Genomic DNA, 24,914 nt, shown 5'->3' on the forward strand with positions numbered 1-24,914 from the left:
TGGGGGAGGTATGGCATGAAGCGAACCATTGGCCTATTAGTTATGGCTTACGGTACACCGCGAAGTGAAGCAGAAATTGAACCATACTACACACATATACGTCGGGGGAAGCGACCTACAGAAGAAATGTTGGAGGATTTGATTGAACGGTATGAAGCGATTGGTGGTATATCTCCCTTATCGGATATAACAACAAAACAGGCTCAGAAGCTAGAGGATCGTATGAATGAAGAATTTGGCGAAGAGGTAGAGTTTAAGAGCTATCTTGGCTTGAAGCATATTGAACCTTTTGTAGAAGATGCCGTTCGGAATATGCAGAAAGATGGGATTGAGGAAGCCGTTAGTCTTGTTCTTGCTCCGCATTACTCTACATTAAGTGTGAAAACCTATAATGAACGAGCGAGAGCTGAAGCAGATAAACGGGGCTTCCCCAATATCTATGCGATTGACCAGTGGTACAACGAGCCTAAGTTCATCCAATATTGGGTGAATCAATTACAATCGTGTTTAAGTCAGATTGATGCTAAGGAAAAAAAGAAAACCATTGTTATATTCTCAGCGCACAGTTTACCTGAGAGAATCTTGCAGAACGGGGATCCTTATCCTGGCCAGCTAGAAGAAACGGCAAAGCATATTGCTGAACGAGCTGGGATCGAACATTATGCTATTGGCTGGCAGAGCGAGGGCAATACGCCAGATCCGTGGATTGGGCCAGATATTCAAGATTTAACTCGAGACTTATTTGAGCAAGAAGGTTACACAGGATTTATTTACTGTCCTGTAGGATTTGTCGCTGATCATCTCGAGGTGCTATATGACAATGATTACGAATGTCAACAGATGACCAATGAGCTTGGTGCAGCCTATCATCGTCCGGAAATGCCCAATGCAACGGATGAATTTATAGAGATATTAGCCACAGTTGTGAAGCATGAACTAATAAAAAAGAAGATGATACAGTATGAGTAAACAAACAAAAAAAATCGTGATTATCGGAGGCGGGATTACTGGTTTAACCGCCGCCTATTACCTTCAAAAAGAGATGAGGAACGAAAATCAATCCTATGAAATCACGTTACTTGAAGGCAAAGATCGTTTAGGTGGAAAGATTCAAACGGATACGACAAATGGCTTTGTGATTGAACGTGGTCCTGACTCCTTTCTTGCTAGAAAGGAAAGCGCAGCACGTCTTGTGAATGAAGTGGGAATGGGAGATCAACTTGTTCCGAATTCCACTGGACAAGCCTTCGTATTAAATAATGACCAGCTCTATCCGATTCCAGGTGGAGCAGTAATGGGAATCCCAACGGAGCTTTCTCCATTTATCTCGACAAAGCTATTTAGCTTAAAAGGGAAAGCTAGAGCAGCAGGAGATTTAGTTCTTCCGAGGAGAGAACAGGGAGAGGGAGATCAGTCACTTGGACTATTCTTTCGAAGAAGACTTGGGAATGAGGTTGTTGAGAATTTAATAGAACCTTTACTGTCAGGTATTTATGCAGGAGATATCGATAAACTCAGCCTTATGTCAACTTTCCCTCAATTCTCAGAAGTGGAAAAAAAGTACCGTAGTTTAATTCTAGGGATGAAGAAGACGACACCACCTTCTCGCCGAAGCACTGGTAAGAAAAAGCCGGCTTTTCTTACGGTCAAATCAGGTTTACAGTCATTTGTTATGAGGATTGAAAGATGTTTAACAGACGTTAACATTAGAAAAAATGTTAAGGTGGATCAATTAAAGCAAAATGAGGTCGATGGATCTTACACGCTTAAGACAACAAACGGCGAGGAGTTATCAGCTGATTCTGTTATCATCACGACCCCGCATCAGCAGGTATATCATATGTTACGAGAACATCAGGAAGTAGCTCCGCTAAAGGAAATGCCTTCCACAACGGTTGCAACAGTTGCAATGGCTTTCCCTGAAGAAGCCATAAAAAAGGCAATGGACGGAACAGGATTTGTTGTATCTAGAAACGCTGATTATACGATTACCGCTTGTACCTGGACACATCGTAAGTGGCAACATTCTGCACCAAAAGGAAAAGTACTTCTTCGTTGTTATGTAGGTCGAGCAGGTAATGATGGAATTGTTGAGAAAAGTGATGAAGAAATCGTTCAGACAGTATTAAACGATCTGAATCAAATTATGGAAATTGAAGGCCACCCTGAGTTTTATCGAATTACGAGATGGAGACAATCTATGCCGCAATATGAGGTTGGCCACCGTAATAGAATTCAGACCGTCATTTCAGGAATTGAAAAGAAAATGCCGGGCGTTTTTCTAGCTGGAGCTTCATACAATGGAGTAGGTCTCCCTGACTGTATTGATCAGGGGGAGGCAGCTGTAGCCTCAGTTCAAAATTTCTTCAAATAATAAGGAAGGTTCACCGAATGCGGTGAACCTTTTTTTTATTTCTCTTCTCTATAGAATACTTAATGAAGTGTATTTTGTATAAATTAACAAATGTTATACTGGAACTATTATCTATTTTTGTTAGTGTAGAAGAAACTCTAATGGTAGAATGTAAATGGCAACAATTAGTAATAAAGGAGTACGAATCATGTCGGAAATGGCAAGGCCCTTACTTATTAATATTTCAATGCTCTTTTCAGTTTTATTTCTCTGGAATATGGTCATGCCATTTACAAGAGCAAGCTCGATTAACCTGAAAGAGAAAATAATTTATGGAGTGATCAGTTCCTTGATGGCTCTGCTTTGTATGCTCTTTCCGTTAGAAAAATTCGGAGATACAGTATTTGACTTAAGAGTTGTTCCTCTTATTCTTGTAACATTATACGGTGGCAAACTGCCTGGTCTCATTTGCATGATCACGATTTCTGTAACACGAACTTGGATGGGTGGAGAAAATGCTTGGGTTGGAGTTCTTATTGCGATTGTTGGTTTTCTCATTGCAATTGGATTTATGAACTACTTTCAAAGATCAATCCGAAAGTGGAAAGGGATTATTTTCACAGGAATTCTATTTATCATTTCGTATATTGCCATCATTCTTATTTTCTTAGAACCGTTAAAAACCTATTTTTATCCGATCTATTTCACGTCATTTGCAATCGCCTATTTCATTATTTTCTATTTAACTGAACGACTTGTATTAATAAATATTCAACTTCAAGAAACAGTTTATCTTGAGAAACTATCAGTTGCGGGAAAAATGGCTGCTGCTATCGCTCATGAAATACGGAATCCGCTTACGACTGTTAAAGGTCTTCTGCAGTTTATTTCAGCTGATACAGCGGACACTAAAGTTCAAAATTATGCCCCATTGATGCTTGAAGAAATCGAGCGGACGAATAAAATCATTACAGATTATTTGATGCTGATCAAACCTTCAAAAAGTGACTGTGAACAAGTAGATTTGAATAAAATTGTCAGAGATACAGTTGCATTAACGGAAGTATTAGCCTCGTATTACGCGGTTAAGATTCAATATGATGAAAAGGGCGAATTTCATATATGGGGTAATCCCCAAGAATTAAAACAATGTTTAATAAACGTTATAAAAAATGCAATTGAATCAATTGAAGGAGAAGGAATGATTCATGTTGCTTTGCAATACGGAACAAAAAGAGGTACGGTAGATATCGTTATTCGTGATAATGGAGCCGGGATGAGCAAGGAAGAGCTTGAAAAGATCGGTCTACCATTTTATACAACAAAATCGAAAGGAACTGGCTTAGGTACAATGATCACGAACCGGCTAATTCGAAATATTGGTGGAAGAGTGAATTACACAAGTATACTAGGCGAAGGAACGACGGTTACAATAACACTACCAATCACAAAGCAATAGGGGGATAATAATGACGTTCGATCGAAGAAAAAGCATTTTAGAAGCAGCAGAAAAATCTTTTTCCATGTTTGGTTATAAAGCAACGACTATGGATCAAGTCGCTAAAATTGCGAATGTAGGAAAAGGAACCATATATACCTTTTTCAAAAATAAAGAAGAGCTATTCAATGAAATTGTAAGAGGTATGGTGTTGGAGTTGAAGGGGCTTGCTCAAGATTCCATTCATAGAGAGGAGTCCTTTTTTGTCAATCTCCATCGTGCTCTTTATAGTGTGCTAGAACATCGGAAGGAGCACAAATTAGCTATAAAGCTATCTCAAGAAGTGCGTGAAATTGGAACGCCTGCAGCAATGGACGCCCTTGATCTTGTTGAGAAAGCCATTCTTTCTTTTCTGGAACAAGAAATCGAGAGAGGTATTTCTGATGGTGAAGTGAAGAAGTGTGATCCTTCACTTACAGCATTTCTTATGTTTAAAATGTATATTGCACTCATTTTTGACTGGGAAAAAACTCATTCTTCATTTACGAAAGAAGAAATTGCAAATCACCTGGAATTTTATATGATGAGCGGGATTAAATTGAAGTAGCAGTATCCAAAGAAAGTGGACTACTGCTATTGCTATTCTAACGAAACGGTGTTATATTACTTTTTGTAGCAAAAAATGACCATAATTAAAAATTGGTCAATCGAGGCTTTTATATAAAAAGAACAATGCTTTTTTTTGGCTTAAAATGACCAATTGAGAAATTTGGTCAAATAGACAGGAGGACAAAAATGAAAAAATCATCTCGGCTATTTCGGTCAGAATGGTCGTCATTGTTAAAAAATAAAAAAATCATAATTCCCGTTATTGCGGTGTTGTTTATTCCAGTAATGTATAGTGGAATGTTTTTGTGGGCATTCTGGGATCCTTATGAAAATTTAGATCAAATTCCCGTAGCTGTTGTAAATAGTGACAGTGGGGCAGATTTCGAAGGGGAACATCTTGAAATCGGTAATGAATTAGTAGATAAACTGAAAGATGAACCGGAGTTCAAGTGGGATTTCGTAGATGAAGAAGAAGCAAACAAAGGGCTTGAAGATCAAACTTATTATATGAAAATCCAAATTCCCGAGAACTTCTCTCAGAAATCGACAACTGTTCTTGATGAACACCCGGATAAACTAAACCTTGAATATGTTCCCAATGAAAGCTTTAACTTTCTAGCTGGACAGATCGGTGGAACGGCTGTTAGTGAAATTAAATCTCAAATTGCTGAGAACATAACTGAAAATTACAGTGAGCTTGTCTTTGATAAGTTCAGTGAAATAGCTGATGGTTTATCGGAAGCAACAGATGGTGCAGGTGAGCTTGCTGATGGCTCTTCCGAATTGAAAGACGGTACACAGCAGTTGAAAGACAACTTAGCCTCTCTCAATGAAGGGTCAATTGAGTTAACCAACGGCATTAGTAGTGCAGAAAACGGGTCCATTGATCTTGCAAATGGCATTAGTAAGGTAAATAAAGGTACAACCGATTTATTAAACGGTTTAAAAGAAAAACAACCAGAAGTTAGTGAGCTAGCTGATGGAGCTTCAAGAGTAAGTAATGGGCTTGGAGAACTTAGTACTAAAATGGGTGAATTTAAAGTTGGCCAAGAAGAACTTCTATCTGGTGTTAAAGAAAGCCGCGCTGGAACGAAGCAGTTAATAGCTGGATTAGATCAATCTGTTGCAGAATTAGAAAATAGTTCATTACCAGAAGTTGATACAGAAGGATTAAAACAGTCACTAACGAGTGGAGTAACGAATGCAACTGCGGTACCTAAAGAACTGCAAGGCGTAATTGAATCAATTCAAGCAAGTGATCAATATACGGATGAGCAGAAGCAGGCGCTAATTAGCCAGCTTCAACCGATTGCTGAGAAATCTGGTTCAGCGGCGAAGTCAGTTGGAGAAGTAGCAACGACATTTGCTAACGCTTCAGATAAACTTTCAGGTGTATCTTCTAAGATGAATGCTCTATTAGAAGGACAAAGGAAACTTGCTCAAGGTGCTAGTGGTCTTTATGAAGGACAAGGAAAACTAGAAGATGGACTCAGTGATCTTGGTGATGGCATTAATCAAGCAGAGTCTGGAATTGCTCAGCTTCAAGAAGGAGCAATGCGGGTTGCAGATGGTAACGATACTGTAGCGACTGGTTGGAACAGCATGATTGATAATGTTGGCACAATTAACTCAGGAATGAATGGACTATCAAGTGGTTCACAAGAGCTTGTGAGTGGACTATCAGAACTAGAAGGTGGTTCGTCTGATTTATCATCCGGTGCAGGTCAATTAGCGGATGGATCTAAAGATCTTGACAGCGGGGCACAGAAACTCACAGATGGTACAACAGAGCTTCGTGATAAACTTGGCGAAGCGGCTGAGGAAACTTCTAATACAAATGCTGATGATGAAACGTACAATATGTTTGCTGATCCAGTAAATGTAGATACAGAAGCCGTCTCATCTGTACCAAACTATGGAACAGGTTTTGCGCCATACTTCCTTTCACTTGGTCTATTTGTAGGAGCGCTACTTATGTCCATTGTGTTCCCACTTCGTGATCCGGCTGGAAGCCCACGTACAGCAATTGGATGGTTTATGAGCAAATATGGCATTCTACTATCTGTTGGAGTGATTCAGGCGCTTGTGTCGGATGCGCTTCTATTATACGGATTGCAAATAGAAGTACAGAGTATTCCATTATTCCTACTCTTCTCTATTGTATCCAGTCTCGCTTATATGGCGTTGATTCAGTTCTTTGTAACAACGTTAGGAGATCCAGGGCGATTTGTAGCGATCATTGTTTTGATTTTACAATTAACAACAAGTGCAGGAACATTCCCGCTTGAGTTAATTCCAGAAGGACTACAAATCTTTAACACATGGTTGCCAATGACGTATACAGTTTCTGGTTTGAAAGCCGTCATTTCAAGTGGTGATTTTGACTTCATGTGGCAAAATGTATATATTCTCTTAGGATTTATTGCGATCTTTGCTATTGGAACCATTACCTTCTTCTTTGTAGAATTGAAAAAGCGTAAAAAGCATGGCTTGGAACCAGCTATGAATGAATAATGAAACAAGGAGGCCGTCTCTATCATTTGATAGAGACGGCCTCTTTTCTTTTGATAAATGAATGGAAAAACGATACAGTAATAGTAAGAAAGTTGTGATGAAGCGCAATTGAGGGTTTCATATTAGGTTATGGAAGGGTAAGTATTATGAAGTTATGGATTTTTCGGGAGGCAGGAGAGGCGATAGAATGATTACTTTCGAGCATATTAGTAAGAAATTTGCTGATGGTACTGAAGCACTAAAGGATATTAATTTACATATTGAAAAGGGCGAGTTATTAACGCTCATTGGGCCAAGCGGCTGTGGAAAAACGACTACTATGAAGATGATTAATCGATTAATAGAGCCAAGTGGTGGACAAATTTATATTGATGGAAAACCAATATCGGATCAGGACCCGGTTGAACTAAGAAGAAGCATTGGATATGTCATTCAACAAATTGGACTTTTGCCACATATGACAATTGCTGAAAATATTGCCTTAATTCCCAAACTGAAAAAATGGGACAAAGATAAAATAGATAAGCGCGTCGATGAAATGCTTAATCTTGTAGGGTTAGAACCTTCTATTTTTCGGTCTCGCTATCCACTAGAATTGAGTGGCGGTCAACAGCAAAGAGTTGGTGTCATTCGTGCACTTGCAGCAGAACCACCAATTATTTTGATGGACGAGCCATTTAGCGCATTAGATCCTATTAGTCGAGAACAGCTTCAGGACGAGCTTGTAAAGCTACAGAAAGAAATTCAGAAAACAATTGTTTTCGTTACGCACGACATGGATGAAGCTATGAAAATCGCCGATCGTATTGCCATTATGAAAGATGGCGAAATACTTCAGCTAGATACGCCGGATCGCTTGCTACGCCACCCTAAGAATGAATTTGTCCGCAATTTCATAGGTGATGAACGAATGGCTAAAGGGCAAGCTCCAACAGCTGTCGATTTAATGATTAGAAAAGTAGCAACTGTGAAAAAAAGTAGAGGTCTTGCAGAAGCATTCCGTCTAATGAAATCAGAGCGAGTCGATAGCCTGGTTGTAACAGGGCCAGAGCAGGAATATATCGGTGTCGTTACACTAGAACAAGTTCAAAACCATTATGGTGATGATGGGAAACGAATTGTGGATGTGATTGAAGTGATCGAGTCCATTAATGAGAGCACGCTCTACCCTGAAATAGCGAAACGATTTGCTGAAAATCAGCCGATCAGTATCCCTGTAGTTGAAGATAATAAGCTTACAGGATTAGTTACAAGAAGTAGTATGATGCGAGGGTTAGCAGGACTTGAACAATATGATCAAAGAGAGGAGGGAAGCCTGAATGAATGACGAGAATTTTTTCATTCTATTTATTGAGACGATGCAGAATCGTTGGGATGATATACTAGTAGCACTTCAGGAGCACCTTTTCCTTTCGTTCATCTCTATTGTGATTGCGATATTAATATCTGTTCCACTTGGTATTTTTATTTCACGGAGAAAGAAGCTAGCGGAGCCATTCATTGCGGTTGCAGCTATCTTTCAAACAGTACCAAGTTTAGCCCTGTTCGGGTTTCTTATTCCATTTCTAGGGATTGGAAACATAACTGCTATTATTGCTTTAACGGTTTACGCGCTTCTTCCAATCCTCAGAAATACGTACACTGGCATCACTTCCGTAGATCAATCTTCTATTGAAGCTGGAAGAGGGATGGGTATGACGAATATGCAAATTTTGATGAAGATTGAAGTGCCTCTTTCTCTACCGGTTATTATGGCTGGTGTCAGAACAGCTACTGTCCTAACAATCGGAGTTGCAACTCTCGCTACTTTTGTAGGTGCAGGAGGACTTGGCGATATTATATATCGTGGTCTTACCTCGAATAAAGATGAGCTCGTATTAGCTGGTGCACTTCCTGCAACTATTCTGGCTCTTGGGTTTGATTTAATTCTAAAATTATTAGAAAATGCGGCAACTCCTAAAGGAGTTAAAGCAAAAAAATAAAGGGAGAGATTCGTTTGAAGAGAATTACCTTACTTTTACTAGGAGTTGTCATGGTTCTTGCTGCATGTGGAGGAGATAGCGGAAGTGAAGAAAGTGATCCGATCGTTATTTCCGGTAAGCCCTGGACTGAGCAATATATCTTACCACACCTTCTTGCGGAGTACATAAAGGCTAACAGTGATTATGAAGTAGAGGTTGATGCAGGTGTTGGTGAAGTAAATATTCTACAACAGGCGCTTATCGATGGTGATATTGATATGTACGTGGAATATACAGGTACAGGTCTTGAAGCGGTACTTAAAGAAAGTGCTGAATCAGATGAGTCAGCTGATGAGATTTTTAAACGTGTGAAAAAAGGATACAAAGATGAATATAATCTTGTTTGGCTTGAACCACTTGGATTTGAGAATGGCTACACGCTTGCTATGACTCAAGAAACAAATAAAGAGGTAAATGCAAAAACGTTCTCGGACATTATCCCAGCTTCAGATGATATGGTATTTGGTGGACCACACACGTTCTACGAAAGAGAAGATGGTTACGATGCCCTAGTAGAAGCTTATGGTTTTAATTTCAAAGACGAAGTGAGTCTTGATCCGAATATCATGTACGATGCTTTAAATGAAGGTGAAGTCGATGTGATTCCTGCCTTTACAACTGATGGACGAATTGCTCGTTTTGATCTTGCAACAACTGAAGACGATAAGCAATTTTTCCCACCATATTATGCTGCGCCAATTGTTCGACAGGAAGTTCTTGATTCACATCCTGATCTTGAGAAGATTGTGAACGAATTTGCTGGAAGTATTTCAGAAGAAGAAATGTCTGAAATGAATGCAAAAGTGGATATGGATGGAGAAGAGCCTGAGGATGTTGCAATGGAATTCCTGAAAGAAAAAGGATTGATTGATTAATAAAAAAAGCGAGATGAGGAATTCCTCATCTCGCTTTTTCATTTATGTTATTCAGCTGGTTTTAAATCTTCAATCGATTCAGCTTCAACGTATGATGGAACAACAAGTCCTGTTTTCGCACCTTCAAGGTTTACTCCAAGACGGTCCATGTTGTCACCATATTCATCTAGAAGGTCAGCGTGTGTAATTGGAAGCCATCCAGCTACCATTGCGTCAGCATCACCTTCAGAAACAGCGATGAACATAGAAGCTGCATCAAGTTGAGTTAATTTAACCTCATAGCCTACGCTCTCAAGAACTTTAGCTACTACGTTCGTACTTGCGATTTCAGAATCCCATGCTACATATGCAAGTGAGATTTCTTCACCGTCTACTTCATCAGCACCTTTAGTCCATTCTTCTACCATGTCGGAATGTTCGTCTACCCAGTTTTGTGCTGCTTCTTCAGGCTTAGCACCTTCCTGTACTTCGACCATAACATCGCCCATGTCTTCTGGAGTCCAGTTGAACTGATCAAGAATTGTATGAGCAGAAGGCTGATCTTCTTTTAACCCCATACGTGCAAAAGTTTCGATGTTTTCTTCTTCTCCATAAAGACCTTGTGGATCTTCAAGGTATTTAAGGTCGTATTTCGCGAACATCCAATGTGGTGTCCAACCAGTAACGATAATCGGTTCTTCATCATCAATTGCTTTACCAAGTTCTGCAGCCATAGCAGCTGAAGAGGACTCGATTAATTCCCAACCCTTAAGGCTATCGTACTCTTCAAGTGCAGATGTCGTAGCTTTCATAATACCAGCGCCTGGTTCAATTCCTACGATTTCGTAATCTACTGCTTCTCCAACGTTAGTACCGCCTTCGCTGGAACCTTCACTGCTATCTCCGCCATTGTTACCGCCACAAGCAGCAAGAATCAATGTGAGTGACAAAAATAGTGCAAGTCCTGTTAACCCTTTTTTAAAGTTAAACATGTAATTCCCCCTTAATTTTTTGTTTTACCTATATTTTGAGAAATCCGGTCAAGCATAATCGCTAGAATAACAATTGCAAGACCAGCTTCAAAACCAATACCAACTTTGATCTGCGTTACAGCACGATATACGTCTGCTCCGAGACCTGGTGCACCTACTAGAGATGCAATAACGACCATTGATAGTGAAAGCATGATGCTTTGGTTAATTCCTGCCATGATCGTTGGAGTAGCAAGTGGGAGTTGTATTTTAAACAACTTTTGTTTTGTTGTAGATCCAAATGCATTAGATGCTTCGATTAAATCTTCAGGCACCTGACGAATGCCGAGATTTGTAAGACGAATCGTAGGAGGCATTGCAAAGATAACAGAAGCTATGATTCCGGGTACCATACCAATCCCAAAGAATAGAATAGCTGGGATGAGATATACGAATGCAGGCATTGTCTGCATGAAATCCAATATCGGTGTGATAATTCCTCTTACACGGTCACTTTGTGATGCCCAGATCCCAAGTGGTACACCGAGAATAATCGATATGATGACCGAAGTTAAAACAAGTGCTAGCGTTTGAATAGTTGGGTCCCAATAACCGAGATTATCGATTAACAGAAGTCCAAGTAACGTGAATACAGCTATTGGCCAGCGACTAGACCACCATGCCAGAATCGTAAAGATTGCAATGAGAACAAGAGCTGGCGGGAAACCTAGTATGGAAACGATCCCTTCTACGAACCAATCAATCCCAGATGTAATACTATCGAAAACTGGTTCAAGGTTATCGGTTAACGTATCAACAATACTATCAACCCAGTCAGCTAGTGGTATTTTAGGAAAAAGTTGCATTTAGTTCACCTCGCCTTTCGTGGATTCAGTTTCGTGGCCTGCGAGTGCCCCGATAACTGCTCCTCTTACAATGATGCCTTGAAATTTATCGGCTTCATCGACAACGGGGAGAGGAAGGGATGAGTCTGCCATTTTCACAAACATATCCGTTAGTAAAGTCTCTGGTGATACAGTAGGAAGGTCTGTAATCAAAATGTCATTTATATCTTTCTTTTCTTCAATAGCTTTTGCCGTAGCATCTGCTGTAATAGCGCCTAACAGCTTTTTCTTTTTATCAACAATATAAATACTGGATAATTTTTGTTCTCTCATAAGCTCCAGTGCAACACGTGGCCCACGATCAGCTCGTAGCGTTTCAGCACGTTTCATTACGTGTGAAGCTGTTAACACTTTTGAAAGATCCACATCTTCAACGAATCGTTCAACGTAGTCATTTGCAGGATTTGTCATGATTTCTTCTGGAGAACCAATTTGAACGATAGAACCGTCTTTCATTAATGCAATGCGATCTCCAATGCGAAGTGCTTCATCGAGGTCATGTGTAATAAAGACGATCGTTTTTTCCATTGATTCTTGAAGTTCAAGGAGCTCATCTTGCATGTCTTTACGAATAAGCGGATCTAGTGCACTAAATGCTTCATCCATTAATAGTACATCTGGATCGTTCGCAAGAGCACGAGCAAGACCAACACGCTGCTGCATACCACCACTTAATTCAGAAGGAAAACTATTTTCATATCCTTTCAAACCAACAAGTTCAAGTGATTCTTGCGCTTTTTTTGCTCGGTTTTCTTTGCCAATACTTTGTACCTCTAGTCCATATTCCGTGTTTTCAAGAACAGTACGATGTGGAAAAAGAGCAAAGCGTTGGAATACCATACTAAGCTTCTTTCTTCTCACTTCACGAAGCTGTTCAGGTTTCATCCTGACGATATCTTCATCATCAATGAGAACCTGACCTGAAGTTGGTTCAATTAATCGATTGAGTAGACGAACAAGCGTAGATTTACCACTACCTGATAGCCCCATGATGACAAAGATTTCACCGGGATATACATCGAAGCTTGCTCGATTTACGCCCACAGTATTTCCAGTTTCTTTAAGTATTTCACTTTTTGATTTGCCCTGATCTAATAGCTTTATAGCTTGTTTGGGCGATTTGCCAAATACTTTTGTTACGTCTTTTACAGTAATTTTGGCTTTTTCCATAGTTTCACCTCTGCCTTTATTAATAAATTTCAACGGTTAAAGTTACAAAAATCACTGAAATATGTCGAAATTTACGATAATCAGTCATTTACTAGTCTTTTTTTACCGACCTATTAAGTATAGAGCGTAGGTACTTAATACTACAAACGTCGTGAGAGCTCAAAATCAGTTAATTCAGTACATACAGAAAAAACTGTACAAACTAAACAGGTAAATGCTTAAGTATCGTCAAGGATGCTAGTATATGCTACAAGGTTCACGTGTAAACTTTACAATAAGCGAGGTTAACACTAAACTATGAAATGACAAACGATTGGAAAAGTAGGTGCATAGTTTGCGAGATAATAGAGTAGAGAATGCGAGAGAACGTGTTATTGAATCCATCTCTAAAAATATGGATATATATAGCGTCACGCCTTCTGTGGGGCGACTATACGGAGCAATGTTCTTTGAGAAAGAGCCAATGACTCTTGATGAAATGAAGGATAAACTTCAAATGAGTAAGACAAGTATGTCTACCGGAGTAAGAACTTTAATCGACTTAAATATGGTTGATAAGGTATGGAGAAAGGGCGAGCGTAAAGATCTTTACGAGGTGAAGTCAGATTGGTATCAAACCTTTACAGATTTCTTTTGTATTCACTGGCGTAAAGGAATTGAAATGAATAGAGATGCTTGTAGAGAATCCATTTCTGAACTTATGGACGTACTGGAGAATGATATTTCTAACGAAGAAAAAATGACGGCAGAAGCAGATTTAGATAAAATGTCTTATGCGTTGGGATACTATGAGTGGTTGAATAAGGTAGTGGATTTATTTGAATCTAGAAAGATATTTGATGTTATTGATAATGAAGAAGAGTAGAGGGAATTAGCAAGATATTGCTTCATGAAAATTTTGAATACGTTCTACATAATAACAAAACGTGCAGGGTTTTCCCTGCACGTTTTGTTATAGGATTTTACTTAAGAAAGCTTTCGTCCGTTCGTTTTGAGGATTTGAGAACAGTTCATTTGGAACATTTTCTTCAACGATATATCCCCCGTCCATGAAAATCACACGATCGCCTACTTCACGAGCAAACCCCATTTCATGTGTGACAACAACCATCGTCATACCTTCTTTGGCAAGGTCTTTCATGACTTCTAGAACTTCACCAATCATTTCAGGGTCAAGTGCAGAGGTTGGTTCATCGAAAAGCATAACTTTTGGCTCCATAGCAAGAGCCCTTGCTATAGCGACACGCTGCTTTTGCCCCCCTGATAGTTCCCCTGGATAATTATTGGCTTTATCTTCAAGGCCAACTTTTGCGAGAAGCTCCTTCGCCTTTTGGGCTGAGTTTTGTTTGTTATCCCCTTTGACTTTAATTGGGGCTAATGTCACATTTTCAAGCACGGTTTTATGCGGGAAAAGGTTAAAATGTTGAAAAACCATTCCAACATCCTGTCGAACTTTGTTGATATTCGTCTTAGGGTCAGCTATGTTGTGGCCGTTTACGATCACACTACCACCAGTTATTTCTTCTAATTTATTTAAACACCGAAGAAAGGTACTTTTACCTGAGCCAGAAGGACCAACGACGCATACAACCTCTTTTTCTTTTACGTCTGTATTAATATTCTTAAGTACTTCTAAATCTCCGAACGATTTCTTTAGATCTTTTACTTGGATGATGCTCATTGTTGCTCCTATCTCCTCTCGTTCTACATTCTTCCTTCGTTTGGAAGGGTTTGCCGATAAATTCTATTATACCAATCCTTGATTCATTTATAAAAGAACTTGTCCTTATTGAGGGGAAACTAGGGATTGTTAGCTGTTGTACTATAACCAGCATTCTTTTATAATAGTTAGTGAAAACGTTTGCGCAAATTAAGAAATTATCTTTTTCTAGGAGGATGCAGCATGGCACAGCAGTGGTGGAAGGAAAGCGTCGTTTATCAAATATATCCTCGAAGTTTTAATGATAGCAACGGTGATGGCATTGGAGATATTAAGGGAATTACGGAAAAGCTCGATTATTTAAAAGAGTTAGGAATAGATGTCGTTTGGCTCTCACCAGTGTATCAGTCACCGAATGATGATAATGGATATGATATAAGTGATTATCGAAACATTATGGATGAGTTCGGTACGATAGAAGATTGGAATGAGATGTTAGAAGAGATGCACAATAGAGGGATTCGTCTAGTTATGGATCTCGTTGTTAATCATTCTTCTGATGAGCACAAATGGTTTTCTGAAGCGAGGAAATCGAAGGATAATCCATATCGTGATTACTATATATGGCGAGAAGGAAAAGGGGATCAGCCTCCTAACAATTGGGGCTCCTTTTTCGGTGGGTCTGCATGGCAGTACGATGAGGAGAGTCAGGAATATTTTCTTCATCTATTTTCAAAAAAGCAGCCTGATTTAAATTGGGAAAATGAAAAATTGAGAGAAGAAGTCTATGATCTGATGAAATTCTGGCTAGATAAAGGGGTGGATGGATTCAGAATGGATGTCATTAATTTGATTTCCAAAACCCCTGGTTTACCAGATGCCGAAGTAACAGCAGATTCTCCTTATCAATGGGGAGGAGAGCATTTTGTAAATGGACCTAAATTTATTGATTATATGAATGAAATGAATGAAAAGGTTCTGAAGAAATTCAATGCTATGACTGTTGGTGAAATGCCAATGGCGACACCTGAGGATGGAAAAAGGTACACAAATGAAGACACCGGTATTGTAAACATGCTCTTTCAATTCGAACATATGGATGTGACGAGTGGACCTGGTGGGAAGTGGGATCAGCAGCCATGGAAACTCACTGATTTAAAGCGGATTATTTCAAAATGGCAAACTGAGCTACACGGAAATGGGTGGAACAGTCTTTACATGGAGAATCACGATCAACCTCGCTCAGTTTCCGTATTCGGTGATGACCAGGAATATCGAGTAACATCAGCAAAAATGCTTGCAGCCTGGCTTCATTTTCTTCAAGGTACGCCTTATATTTATCAAGGTCAGGAGCTTGGTATGACGAATGTCTACTTCAATTCAATTGAAGAATATGAAGATATAGAAACGCTTAATATGTATACAGAAGAAGTTATTGAAAAAGGAGAAACACCAGAGAAAGTTTTAGAGGCGATCCATAAAAAAGGTCGTGATAATGCGCGAACCCCTATGCAGTGGACTGAAGAGGAGAACGCTGGATTTACGACGGGTAATCCGTGGCTAAAAGTAAACGACAATTATCATGAGGTTAATGCGAGAAAGGCTTTAAGTAATGAAGATTCTACTTTTTACTTTTATAAGAATTTGATTCGACTTCGAAAAGAACTTCCAGTCATGATCCATGGTGATTATCAGCTGCATTTAGAAGAAGATGAGAATTTGTACGTGTATACAAGAAGCTATAATGGTAGAAGCTTACTTCTTGCAGCAAACTTCTCAAAAGAAACATGTGAGATGAAGCTGCCTCACACCCTAAGTGGTGGAGAGTTACTGGTTCATAATTACGAGGAAGTAAGTCATCTCTTGCAGAATGAATCGATTATGAGACCGTATGAAGTGAAAGCATATTTACTATAGGAAGAAACGTGGGCATTCGCTCACGTATTCTTTTGTACAAGCTATCATAGGCTTATTTAGTTATCATTTTATTGGTTTTAAAAGGATTGAATTCTCTGTTTCGAGGGAAGCTAATTTTGGGAAAAAGAATTTACATGAAAAGTGATCGGTTTCCTTTTTCTTTTTGATTAAGTCATGTATAATAACAAATGTACATTTGTTCATGAGTGTGTTTACTAAATTTCAATATAAAAAAAGGAGTGTATACATATGACAACGACTCAAATGGATTCACTTGCTGTTAACACGATTCGTACGCTTGCAATCGATGCGGTTGAGAAAGCGAACTCGGGACACCCTGGGATGCCGATGGGTGCTGCACCAATGGCTTATACGCTATGGAGCCAATTTTTAAATCACAATCCTTCTAATCCAGAATGGTTTAACCGTGATCGCTTTGTTCTATCTGCAGGACATGGTTCTGCTCTTCTATACAGCATGCTACATTTATTTGGTTATGATGTTTCAATGGAAGACTTAAAATCATTCCGTCAATGGGGAAGCAATACACCAGGACACCCGGAATTTGGTGAGACACCTGGAGTTGACGCAACGACTGGTCCACTTGGACAGGGACTTGCTATGGCAACTGGTATGGCGATGGCTGAGCGTCACTTAGCAGCAACATATAACCGTGACGACTTCAATGTTGTGGATCATTACACATATAGCATCTGTGGTGATGGTGACTTAATGGAAGGTGTATCTTCAGAATCAGCTTCTCTAGCTGCTCACTTGAAATTAGGTCGTCTTATAGTAATGTATGATTCTAATGATATTTCTCTTGATGGTGATCTTGATCAGTCCTTCTCAGAGAACGTACAACAGCGTTATGAAGCATATGGCTGGCAAGTTATCCGTGTTGAAGATGGTAATGACATGGATACAATTGCAGACGCTCTTAAACAAGCGAAAAGCAATACTGAGCAACCAACACTAATTGAAGTGAAAACTACAATTGGTTATGGTTCACCAAACAAAGGCGGCAAAAATACTTCTCACGGTGCTCCTCTTGGTAAAGATGAAATTGCACTTGTAAAAGAGAACTATAAGTGGACGTTTGACGAAGACTTCTTTATTCCTGAAGAAGTGAAAGGTCAGTTTGCTGAACTTAAAGAAGCTGGCAGTAAGAAAGAACAGGAATGGAATGAATTGTTTGCACGCTATGAAGAACAATATCCTGAGCTTGCGAAGCAATTAACTGCTGCTCTAAATAATGAACTTCCTGAAGGATGGGATAGTGAAGTTCCTACTTATGAAAGAGGAACAAGTACAGCATCTCGTGCGGCATCTGGTGAAGTTCTAAACGCACTTGCTAAAAACAATGCGCAAATCTTCGGTGGATCAGCTGACCTTGCATCTTCTAACAAAACAATGTTAAAAGATGAGCAGGACTTTTCACCAGCGGATTATAGCGGACGCAATATCTGGTTCGGAGTACGTGAATTCGGCATGGCTGCGGCGATGAACGGAATCGCGCTTCATAAAGGTCTTCGCATCTTTGGAGCAACGTTCTTCGTATTCTCTGACTATCTTCGCCCTGCACTTCGTCTATCTGCATTGATGGGAGTACCGGTAACATACGTATTCACTCATGATAGCGTAGCGGTAGGAGAAGATGGTCCAACTCACGAACCTGTTGAGCAACTAGCTTCACTTCGAGCAATGCCAGGTCTTTCAGTTATTCGTCCTGCAGACGGTAACGAAACGGCTGCTGCTTGGAAGCTATCCGTTGAAGAAACAAATCACCCAACTGCTCTAGTGCTTTCTCGTCAGAATCTTCCAGTTGTGACAGATTCACATGATCAAGCATACGAAGGTGTTAAGCGTGGAGCTTACGTTGTAGCTGGTGGAGAAGACGCTGAAGCGATTCTTCTTGCATCTGGTTCTGAAGTAGGTCTAGCTGTTGAAGCTCAAGAACTATTAGCAAAAGAAGGTATTTCTGCATCAGTTGTCAGCATGCCAAGCTGGGATCGCTTTGATAAGCAGTCTGCTGATTATAAGCAAAGTGTACTACCTGACAATGTAACAGCACGTCTTGGTATCGAGATGGGCGTTTCATTTGGCTGGGATAAGTATGTTGGCCAAAAAGGTGATATCCTTGCAATTGATCGCTTTGGAGCTTCTGCACCTGGCGATACGGTAATCAAAGAGTTTGGGTTCACGCCTGAAAATGTTGTAACTAAAGTTAAGACAATGCTCTCTAAATAATACAATAGGTTTTAGTTGAGAGTGAGAGGCTTTCAGAAGGCGAAAATGGTCTTTCTGAAAGCCTTTTTCTTACCAAAAGATAACCAATTTTGAATACACAGGTGTTGCTATGGAAAAGGATAAACTTACAAAGGTAGTAGAGGCCGCACGCTTATACTACCAATTAGACTATAGTCAACAGGAAATCGCTAAGAGACTTGAGGTTTCAAGGCCAACTGTTTCCCGTTTATTAAAGCAAGCGAAAAGAGAAGGAATTGTTGAAATCAAGATTCATGATCCTTCACAGGATGTGCATTTGCTTGCTACCGATCTTGCAGAAGCTTATGGACTTTTAGATGCCAGAGTCGCAATTGTTCCAGAATTTGAAGATCAACTTGTAAAAAAACATATCGGTAAAATTGCAGCTGATTATTTAAATGCAACTATTCAAGATAATGATTTAATAGGAGTTTCCTGGGGAACAACTCTGAATGAAATCGGTAAGAATCTTCGTCATCAATTACTTAAAAACGTTTCAGTTGTACAATTAAACGGAGGAATTAGTTATTCCGAAACTAACACATACGCTTACGAAGTCATTCAAATGATTGGTCGTGCCTTTCATGCTACAAGTCACTTCTTGCCTGTTCCGGCTATTGTAGATCACCTTCTTGTAAAGCAAACAATGGAAGAGGATAGGCACATTCGGCGTGTGCTTGATATGGGCCGAAATGCGAATATCGCTCTTTATAGTGTTGGAATTCCAACAAATGACTCTGTTATTGTTCAAGCTGATTATGTGTCAGAACAAGAGCTTGAAGCGATTCATTCAAAATCTGTAGGAGAAATTTGTTCACGCTTCTTTGATGAAAAGGGAATGCTTATTCATGAGGAGTTAAATGAACGAACAATCGGAATTGATCTTGAAGATCTTTCAAGGAAAGAGAAAGCAATATTAGCTGCAGGCGGTCCGAAGAAAGTTGAAGCGATTTACGGGGCGTTGCAAGGTGGCTACGCAAATGTTTTGGTAACGGATCATTATACGGCTCGTGCCTTATTAGAGAAAAAACAGGGGAGGTAAAAAGCATGAAAATCACTGTTTTAGGACCATGGGGGGGATACCCTAAGGCTGGAGAAGCGAGTGCAGGATATCTCATTCAGAGTGAAGGGTACAACCTGTTAATTGACTGTGGAAGCGGAGTTCTATCTCAACTCCAACATCATCTATCTGTAGAAGAGCTTGATAGTGTAATCATTAGTCATTATCATCCGGACCACATTGCAGATACAGGGGTTCTTTACCACGGTCGCTTAATTCAATCAAAAATCAAATCTGAGCTTCCTGTGTTGCCAATCTATGGTCATCCATATGATGAGGCTGGATTTAATAGCTTGGATCATAAGCCTTATACAGAAGCAAGGGAATATAGAGAAGAAGATACTTTGGAACTTGGTCCTTTCTCTATTGCTTTTCAAAAAACAAAGCACCCGGTTATTTGTTACGCAATAAGGATAACAGATGGAGAGCACAGCATGGTGTTTACTGCAGATTCTAGCTATATGAAAGAATTTGAAACGTTCTCTGCTGGAGCTGACTTACTCATTTCAGAATGTAATCTATACAGTGATATGGATGGCTCTCAGATGGGGCACATGAATAGTACGGATGCTGCTAAAATTGCAAAAGAAGCGGATGTATCTACACTGATGCTGACACACCTTCCGCACTTTGGTGATTTATCAGAACTTGAGATGGATGCTAAACAACATTTTGATGGTGAAGTGATGCTTGCATCTACGGGGCTCGTGTGGAATTCCGAGAAATAGTTATAATGAAAAACCAGAACGATGTTACCGTTCTGGTTTTTTTAATGTGAGGTATGCAGCGGGCAGGGTCTCGATCGCTTCAGCGCTTGTCGAGTCTAAACGGGCGCTTCCGCTTTTCATGTCTAGCTGCAGCCTCCAGACACTTGGTCACTTCACCCTATAACTCGAACACAAAGAGCGTGTTCAAGTTATAGGGCTCCAGTGCCTGCCGTGTCTAAACGGAGGCTTCCGCTTTTCTTTATTCCCCTAATGTTGAGTCTAGTTTTCCGTTCATGTCCATTAGGAAGCCGATTTCTCGGCCGAGTAGTCTGGCTAGTTCTTTGGATTTTTTTTCGCCTTCGGATTTGATTTGTTCAATGGTTAGGCTTGAGTTTAGGTTTGATGCCCCTACGATGACGGGGATTTCACCTTTTTCGTAATAAACGATTTTCATATTGCTCCTCCTCATAGTACGTTTGTTTACAATATTCGTAGAGCGAGAGCGGGGAAAGGGTAGTGTAGGTGGGGTTTTTCGTTCTTTTGTCAGGGTGTCATAAGTATCAGGTTTTGATTCCTTACTGATATTTCATTAGAATAGAAGAAGAATAAACAGGAGGTAAGGCTATGCTTTATATAGATAATGAAAACATCATGGATGCGGGGCTTAATCTGGCAATAGAGGAATACATTTTGAAGGAGCTTGATCCTGAGGAAACGTACTTGTTGTTTTACTCGATGAATCCGACAGTGATTGTAGGAAAAAACCAGAATACGATTGAGCAGATTGATACGAGTTATATACGCGAAAATAACGTGGATGTGATCCGTCGTCTTTCTGGTGGTGGAGCCGTCTATAACGATCAAGGTAATTTAAGCTTTAGTATTATTACAAAGGATGATGGAAACAGCTTTCATAACTATAAGAAATTTACGGATCCGGTTGTGAGGGCTCTTGGTAAGCTCGGTGTCGACGCAGAGCTAAGTGGACGAAATGATTTGCTCGTGAATGGCAAGAAAATTTCAGGCAATGCTCAGTTTTCGACAAAAGGTAGAATGTATAGTCATGGTACGCTTATGTTTAATGTCAACTTAGAGAATGTCGTAAAAGCACTTAAAGTAAACAAAGAAAAAATCGAGTCGAAAGGGATTAAATCAATTCGAAGTCGTGTTACGAATATTAGTGAGCATATGGATCAGGAGATGACGCGAGAAGAGTTTAAACAAACGCTACTTCAGTATATTTTCGAAGAGAAAGAGGAGATCCCATCTTATAATCTGAAGGAAAAGGATTGGGAGGCGATTCACAAAATTGCAGAAGAGCGCTATAAAAACTGGGATTGGAATTATGGTCGTTCACCGAAGTTTAATGTTCAGCATTCCAAACGCTTTCCGATTGGTTCGATTGATGTTCGACTTGAAGTTAAAAAAGGATACATCGAACAGGCTACCATTTTTGGAGATTTCTTTGGTGTTGGTGATGTAAAAGAACTTGAAAACAAATTAGTTGGTGTTCGTTATGAACCTGGTTCATTGGAAGAAGCACTTCAAAATTTAGATGTTTCTCATTATTTTGGGAAAATAACAAAAGAAGAGTTTATCGATCTTCTTTATTAAATGAAAGAAGCTGGGAGGCCAGCTTCTTAATTTTTTTATTTCATGTGAGATTGGCTTTCTAACTAGCTTACTAAAACGAGGGAGAATTGCTTTTTAACACGATTATCACTAAAAAATACTTTTGCTGTTTTGATTTAAATTATGAACTTTGCTCTGTTCCCCTTGCTACTGAAATTTTCTTCCAATATAATATATTTAGAAAATTAAAAATGAATGATTACTCATTCACATAGGAGGAGAGCGAATGAATTTATCTCAGCAATTAACAGAGACAGCTGCCACTTATCCTGAGAAACAGGCATACATTTATCAAGATAATGCTGTATCTTACAAAGAGTTTGAGCATAAGGTTTCTATGTTTGCTGCGAATTTATCGGCAGAAGGAGTAAAGAAAGACGATCATATAGCCCTTATTTTAGGAAACTCGCCGGAATTTCTAATTAGTTATTACGGTGCATTAAGAGCGGGTGCAGTCATCATTCCAATCAATCCTATCTATACCCCTGATGAAATCGGCTATCTCCTTCATAATGGAGATGTGAAAGCAATCGTGACGTTAGAGCAGGCACTACCTCTCGTTGAAAAAATGGCCGACCAACTTTATGGTGTAGGTCTTGTTGTTTATACAGGAGAGGGAACAGAAAGTAGAATGATTTCAAACATCAAATTGAAAACGTTTACAAATATGATTGAAGATCAAGGTAGGTCACTACCGGAAATAACCATTAATGAAGATGATCTTGCTGTTATTCTTTATACATCCGGTACTACCGGAAAACCAAAAGGTGCAATGCTTACCCATAGGAATATATTTAGCAATGCATCAGATACAGGATCATATCTCCAAATCTCCTCACAGGATGTGGTGATTACAGCCCTTCCGATGTTTCATGTATTCTGCATGACTGTTTCAATGAATGCACCGCTTATATCAGGCGGAACCATTGTCATCCTTCCTAAGTTCAGTCCTCAAGAAGTTTTTCGTGTTGCTGAGAAATACAAAGCAACAATTTTCGCAGGTGTACCAACAATGTATAATTTCCTCTATCAATATCCTGAAGGCCGTGCTGAATATTTTCAACATATGCGTATTTGTATTTCTGGAGGGTCTTCCTTGCCTGTCGCCCTTCTTCACCGTTTTGAAGAAAAGTTTAACGTCCGCATTTCTGAGGGATATGGGTTATCAGAAGCGGCTCCCGTTACGTGCTTCAATCCATTAGACCGACCTAGGAAAGCTGGTTCAATTGGTCGTAACATTACTAATGTCGAAAACAAAGTAGTTGATGAACTTGGGCAAGAGCTTTCGGTAGGGATGGTTGGTGAACTGGCAGTTAAGGGACCTAATGTGATGAAGGGGTATTATAAAATGCCGGAGGATACAGCCGTTACCCTTAAAGAAGGTTGGCTCTTTACAGGCGATTTAGCAAGAATGGATGAAGAGGGATACTTCTATATAGTGGATCGCAAAAAAGATATGGTAATCGTCGGAGGTTATAACGTTTATCCAAGAGAAGTAGAGGAGGTTCTTTACAAGCACCCAGAAATTGTAGAGGCTGCAGTTGTCGGGATACCTGATCCGAATTTTGGGGAAGCAGTGCAGGCTTTTGTTGTAACGAAGCAAAAGATTTCAGAAGAAGAAGTTATGAGCTTTTGCAAAGAACATTTAGCGAAATATAAGTGTCCCACGACAATCGAATTCATTGAAGAACTTCCGAAAAACACGACTGGGAAAATTCTGAGAAAAGCTCTTAGAAAACAAATGAACGTCTAAACCAAAAAGCTGATCCTAGTGGGATCAGCTTTTTATTATGAATAATCAGAAAACGATTGATATTTGTATGACAATAAAATATAATGACGTTAAATAAACGTTATATAGGTGGTGTGTGGAATAGTGGTAACTTCAGAACATCAAATGGCTCAGTTTATGGATCGTATTGATAATGGAGAAAAGATTGAAGCGGATGATTGGATGCCAGATGATTATCGAGAAGCCTTGATTAGGTTAATTTCAATGCATGGAATTAGTGAAATCATGGGGGCGTTACCAGAGAAAGAATGGGTTCCTAAAGCCCCTACCCTTTATAGAAAGCTTGCGATTATGGCTAAAGTACAGGATGAAATGGGGCATGGACAGTTACTGCTCCGTGTAGCTGAGGATTTAATGGAACCACTAGGAAAAGGTCGCGATGACATTATGCAGGACCTTTTTTCTGGAAGGTTGAAATTCCATAATGTTTTTCATATGGAGGCACCGACTTGGGGAGATGCTGGAGTGATTGCTTGGTTAGTAGATGGAGCGGCAATTATTTCGCAAACGATGATGTTAGGAACTTCTTATGGACCGTATGGCCGTGCTCTGAAACGCATCTGTGCGGAAGAGGTGTTTCATGCTCAGCATGGGGAAAGCATCATTATGGCTCTAGCGGAAGGAACAAAGGAGCAGCGTACCTTATTACAAGATTCTATTAATAATTGGTGGCCATCTCTTCTCATGTTTTTTGGACCGAAATCAAAAGCGGATACTGGTCACACGAATCAGGATAAGAATATGCGCTATAAGCTCCGAACGAAAACAAATGAACAGCTGAGACAGGAATTTCTTACGAAGTATGTTCCAAGAGTTTGGGCCTTGGGCTTAACCATACCAGATGAGACGTTAACGTATGATGAAGCAACTGCTGAATGGAGGTATCAGCAGCCGGATTGGCAAGAATTTAAGCAAATTGTTAGTGGAAATGGACCTAAATCGAAAGAGCGATTAGCACTTCGCGTGCGTTCGTATGAGATGAATAGCTGGGTAAGAGATGCACTCGGTTCAAGCGTAAAAACGAATTTAGTGAGGTGATAGGG

General features: G+C 39.7%; 21 protein-coding genes. 16 read left to right on the forward strand and 5 right to left on the reverse strand.

Annotated features, from left to right (window positions below):
• The first annotated feature begins 15 nt into the window (after positions 1 to 15).
• From hemH to AC0VYH_RS03240, 8 genes are all read left to right on the forward strand, one after another.
• Positions 16 to 969, forward strand: coding sequence for a ferrochelatase (gene hemH, locus AC0VYH_RS03205; RefSeq protein ID WP_194219984.1), 954 nt, complete (start codon positions 16 to 18; stop codon positions 967 to 969).
• A complete protein-coding gene (gene hemY / locus AC0VYH_RS03210) occupies positions 962 to 2,374 on the forward strand; it encodes a protoporphyrinogen oxidase (protein ID WP_475373285.1) in 1,413 nt (470 codons plus the stop codon). Before hemH ends, hemY begins: the two co-directional genes overlap by 8 nt.
• Before the next feature lie 187 nt (positions 2,375 to 2,561).
• The gene (locus tag AC0VYH_RS03215; protein ID WP_475366524.1) at positions 2,562 to 3,812 is read left to right on the forward strand and encodes an ATP-binding protein; all 1,251 of its coding nucleotides are present in this window, start codon (positions 2,562 to 2,564) and stop codon (positions 3,810 to 3,812) included.
• Between the two features lie 10 nt (positions 3,813 to 3,822).
• Entirely contained in the window at positions 3,823 to 4,398 is a 576-nt protein-coding gene (locus AC0VYH_RS03220; protein ID WP_194219981.1) for a TetR/AcrR family transcriptional regulator, read from the forward strand.
• A 188-nt stretch (positions 4,399 to 4,586) separates the two neighbouring features.
• On the forward strand, positions 4,587 to 6,914 hold the full coding sequence (locus AC0VYH_RS03225) for a YhgE/Pip family protein (protein WP_475373286.1): 2,328 nt from the start codon (positions 4,587 to 4,589) through the stop codon (positions 6,912 to 6,914).
• Between the two features lie 187 nt (positions 6,915 to 7,101).
• Positions 7,102 to 8,241, forward strand: coding sequence for an ABC transporter ATP-binding protein (locus AC0VYH_RS03230; RefSeq protein WP_475366526.1), 1,140 nt, complete (start codon positions 7,102 to 7,104; stop codon positions 8,239 to 8,241).
• Positions 8,234 to 8,896, forward strand: coding sequence for an ABC transporter permease (locus AC0VYH_RS03235; protein WP_194219978.1), 663 nt, complete (start codon positions 8,234 to 8,236; stop codon positions 8,894 to 8,896). Before AC0VYH_RS03230 ends, AC0VYH_RS03235 begins: the two co-directional genes overlap by 8 nt.
• A 14-nt stretch (positions 8,897 to 8,910) precedes the next feature.
• Entirely contained in the window at positions 8,911 to 9,810 is a 900-nt protein-coding gene (locus AC0VYH_RS03240; protein ID WP_475366527.1) for a glycine betaine ABC transporter substrate-binding protein, read from the forward strand.
• Positions 9,811 to 9,857: 47 nt separating this feature from the next.
• Here the strand turns inward: AC0VYH_RS03240 and AC0VYH_RS03245 are convergent, their stop codons facing one another.
• Genes AC0VYH_RS03245 through AC0VYH_RS03255 form a run of 3 tightly spaced genes read right to left on the reverse strand, consistent with a single transcriptional unit; the run spans position 9,858 to position 12,835 of the window.
• Complete coding sequence (locus AC0VYH_RS03245) at positions 9,858 to 10,781, reverse strand: glycine betaine ABC transporter substrate-binding protein (protein ID WP_475366528.1); 924 nt, start codon at positions 10,779 to 10,781, stop codon at positions 9,858 to 9,860.
• 11 nt (positions 10,782 to 10,792) lie between these two features.
• Positions 10,793 to 11,626 carry a choline ABC transporter permease subunit gene (choW, locus tag AC0VYH_RS03250; RefSeq protein WP_194220255.1) on the reverse strand — a complete coding sequence of 278 codons (834 nt, stop codon included), beginning with the start codon at positions 11,624 to 11,626 and terminating at the stop codon, positions 10,793 to 10,795.
• Positions 11,627 to 12,835, reverse strand: a complete 1,209-nt coding sequence (locus AC0VYH_RS03255; protein ID WP_475366529.1) for a quaternary amine ABC transporter ATP-binding protein — start codon at positions 12,833 to 12,835, stop codon at positions 11,627 to 11,629.
• 334 nt (positions 12,836 to 13,169) lie between these two features.
• Between AC0VYH_RS03255 and AC0VYH_RS03260 the strand changes: the two genes are divergently transcribed.
• Positions 13,170 to 13,700 (forward strand): GbsR/MarR family transcriptional regulator, encoded by a 531-nt coding sequence (locus tag AC0VYH_RS03260; protein WP_430246878.1) that lies wholly within the window; start codon positions 13,170 to 13,172, stop codon positions 13,698 to 13,700.
• Between the two features lie 87 nt (positions 13,701 to 13,787).
• Here the strand turns inward: AC0VYH_RS03260 and AC0VYH_RS03265 are convergent, their stop codons facing one another.
• Positions 13,788 to 14,516, reverse strand: a complete 729-nt coding sequence (locus AC0VYH_RS03265) for an amino acid ABC transporter ATP-binding protein (RefSeq protein WP_475366530.1) — start codon at positions 14,514 to 14,516, stop codon at positions 13,788 to 13,790.
• 222 nt (positions 14,517 to 14,738) lie between these two features.
• Between AC0VYH_RS03265 and AC0VYH_RS03270 the strand changes: the two genes are divergently transcribed.
• The 4 genes from AC0VYH_RS03270 (at position 14,739) to AC0VYH_RS03285 (ending at position 20,468) form a co-directional block, all read left to right on the forward strand.
• Complete coding sequence (locus AC0VYH_RS03270) at positions 14,739 to 16,412, forward strand: alpha-glucosidase (protein WP_475366531.1); 1,674 nt, start codon at positions 14,739 to 14,741, stop codon at positions 16,410 to 16,412.
• Between the two features lie 249 nt (positions 16,413 to 16,661).
• Positions 16,662 to 18,662, forward strand: coding sequence for a transketolase (gene tkt, locus AC0VYH_RS03275; RefSeq protein WP_430246876.1), 2,001 nt, complete (start codon positions 16,662 to 16,664; stop codon positions 18,660 to 18,662).
• A 109-nt stretch (positions 18,663 to 18,771) separates the two neighbouring features.
• Positions 18,772 to 19,722, forward strand: a complete 951-nt coding sequence (locus tag AC0VYH_RS03280; protein WP_430246875.1) for a sugar-binding transcriptional regulator — start codon at positions 18,772 to 18,774, stop codon at positions 19,720 to 19,722.
• A 5-nt stretch (positions 19,723 to 19,727) separates the two neighbouring features.
• Complete coding sequence (locus tag AC0VYH_RS03285) at positions 19,728 to 20,468, forward strand: MBL fold metallo-hydrolase (RefSeq protein WP_430246874.1); 741 nt, start codon at positions 19,728 to 19,730, stop codon at positions 20,466 to 20,468.
• A 238-nt stretch (positions 20,469 to 20,706) separates the two neighbouring features.
• Here the strand turns inward: AC0VYH_RS03285 and AC0VYH_RS03290 are convergent, their stop codons facing one another.
• Complete coding sequence (locus AC0VYH_RS03290) at positions 20,707 to 20,901, reverse strand: hypothetical protein (RefSeq protein WP_048313175.1); 195 nt, start codon at positions 20,899 to 20,901, stop codon at positions 20,707 to 20,709.
• A gap of 170 nt (positions 20,902 to 21,071) precedes the next feature.
• Here AC0VYH_RS03290 and AC0VYH_RS03295 point away from each other — a divergent pair, with 170 nt between their 5' ends.
• The 3 genes from AC0VYH_RS03295 to paaA all read left to right on the forward strand — a co-directional run bounded on the left by AC0VYH_RS03295 (position 21,072) and on the right by paaA (position 24,909).
• Entirely contained in the window at positions 21,072 to 22,061 is a 990-nt protein-coding gene (locus tag AC0VYH_RS03295) for a lipoate--protein ligase (protein WP_430246873.1), read from the forward strand.
• A 244-nt stretch (positions 22,062 to 22,305) separates the two neighbouring features.
• The gene (locus AC0VYH_RS03300; protein WP_475366534.1) at positions 22,306 to 23,832 is read left to right on the forward strand and encodes a fatty acid--CoA ligase family protein; all 1,527 of its coding nucleotides are present in this window, start codon (positions 22,306 to 22,308) and stop codon (positions 23,830 to 23,832) included.
• Between the two features lie 144 nt (positions 23,833 to 23,976).
• On the forward strand, positions 23,977 to 24,909 hold the full coding sequence (gene paaA, locus AC0VYH_RS03305) for a 1,2-phenylacetyl-CoA epoxidase subunit PaaA (protein WP_475373775.1): 933 nt from the start codon (positions 23,977 to 23,979) through the stop codon (positions 24,907 to 24,909).
• Positions 24,910 to 24,914: the final 5 nt, after the last annotated feature.

The sequence above is a fragment of the Anaerobacillus sp. QJM3NY_32 genome (genome assembly GCF_056173645.1).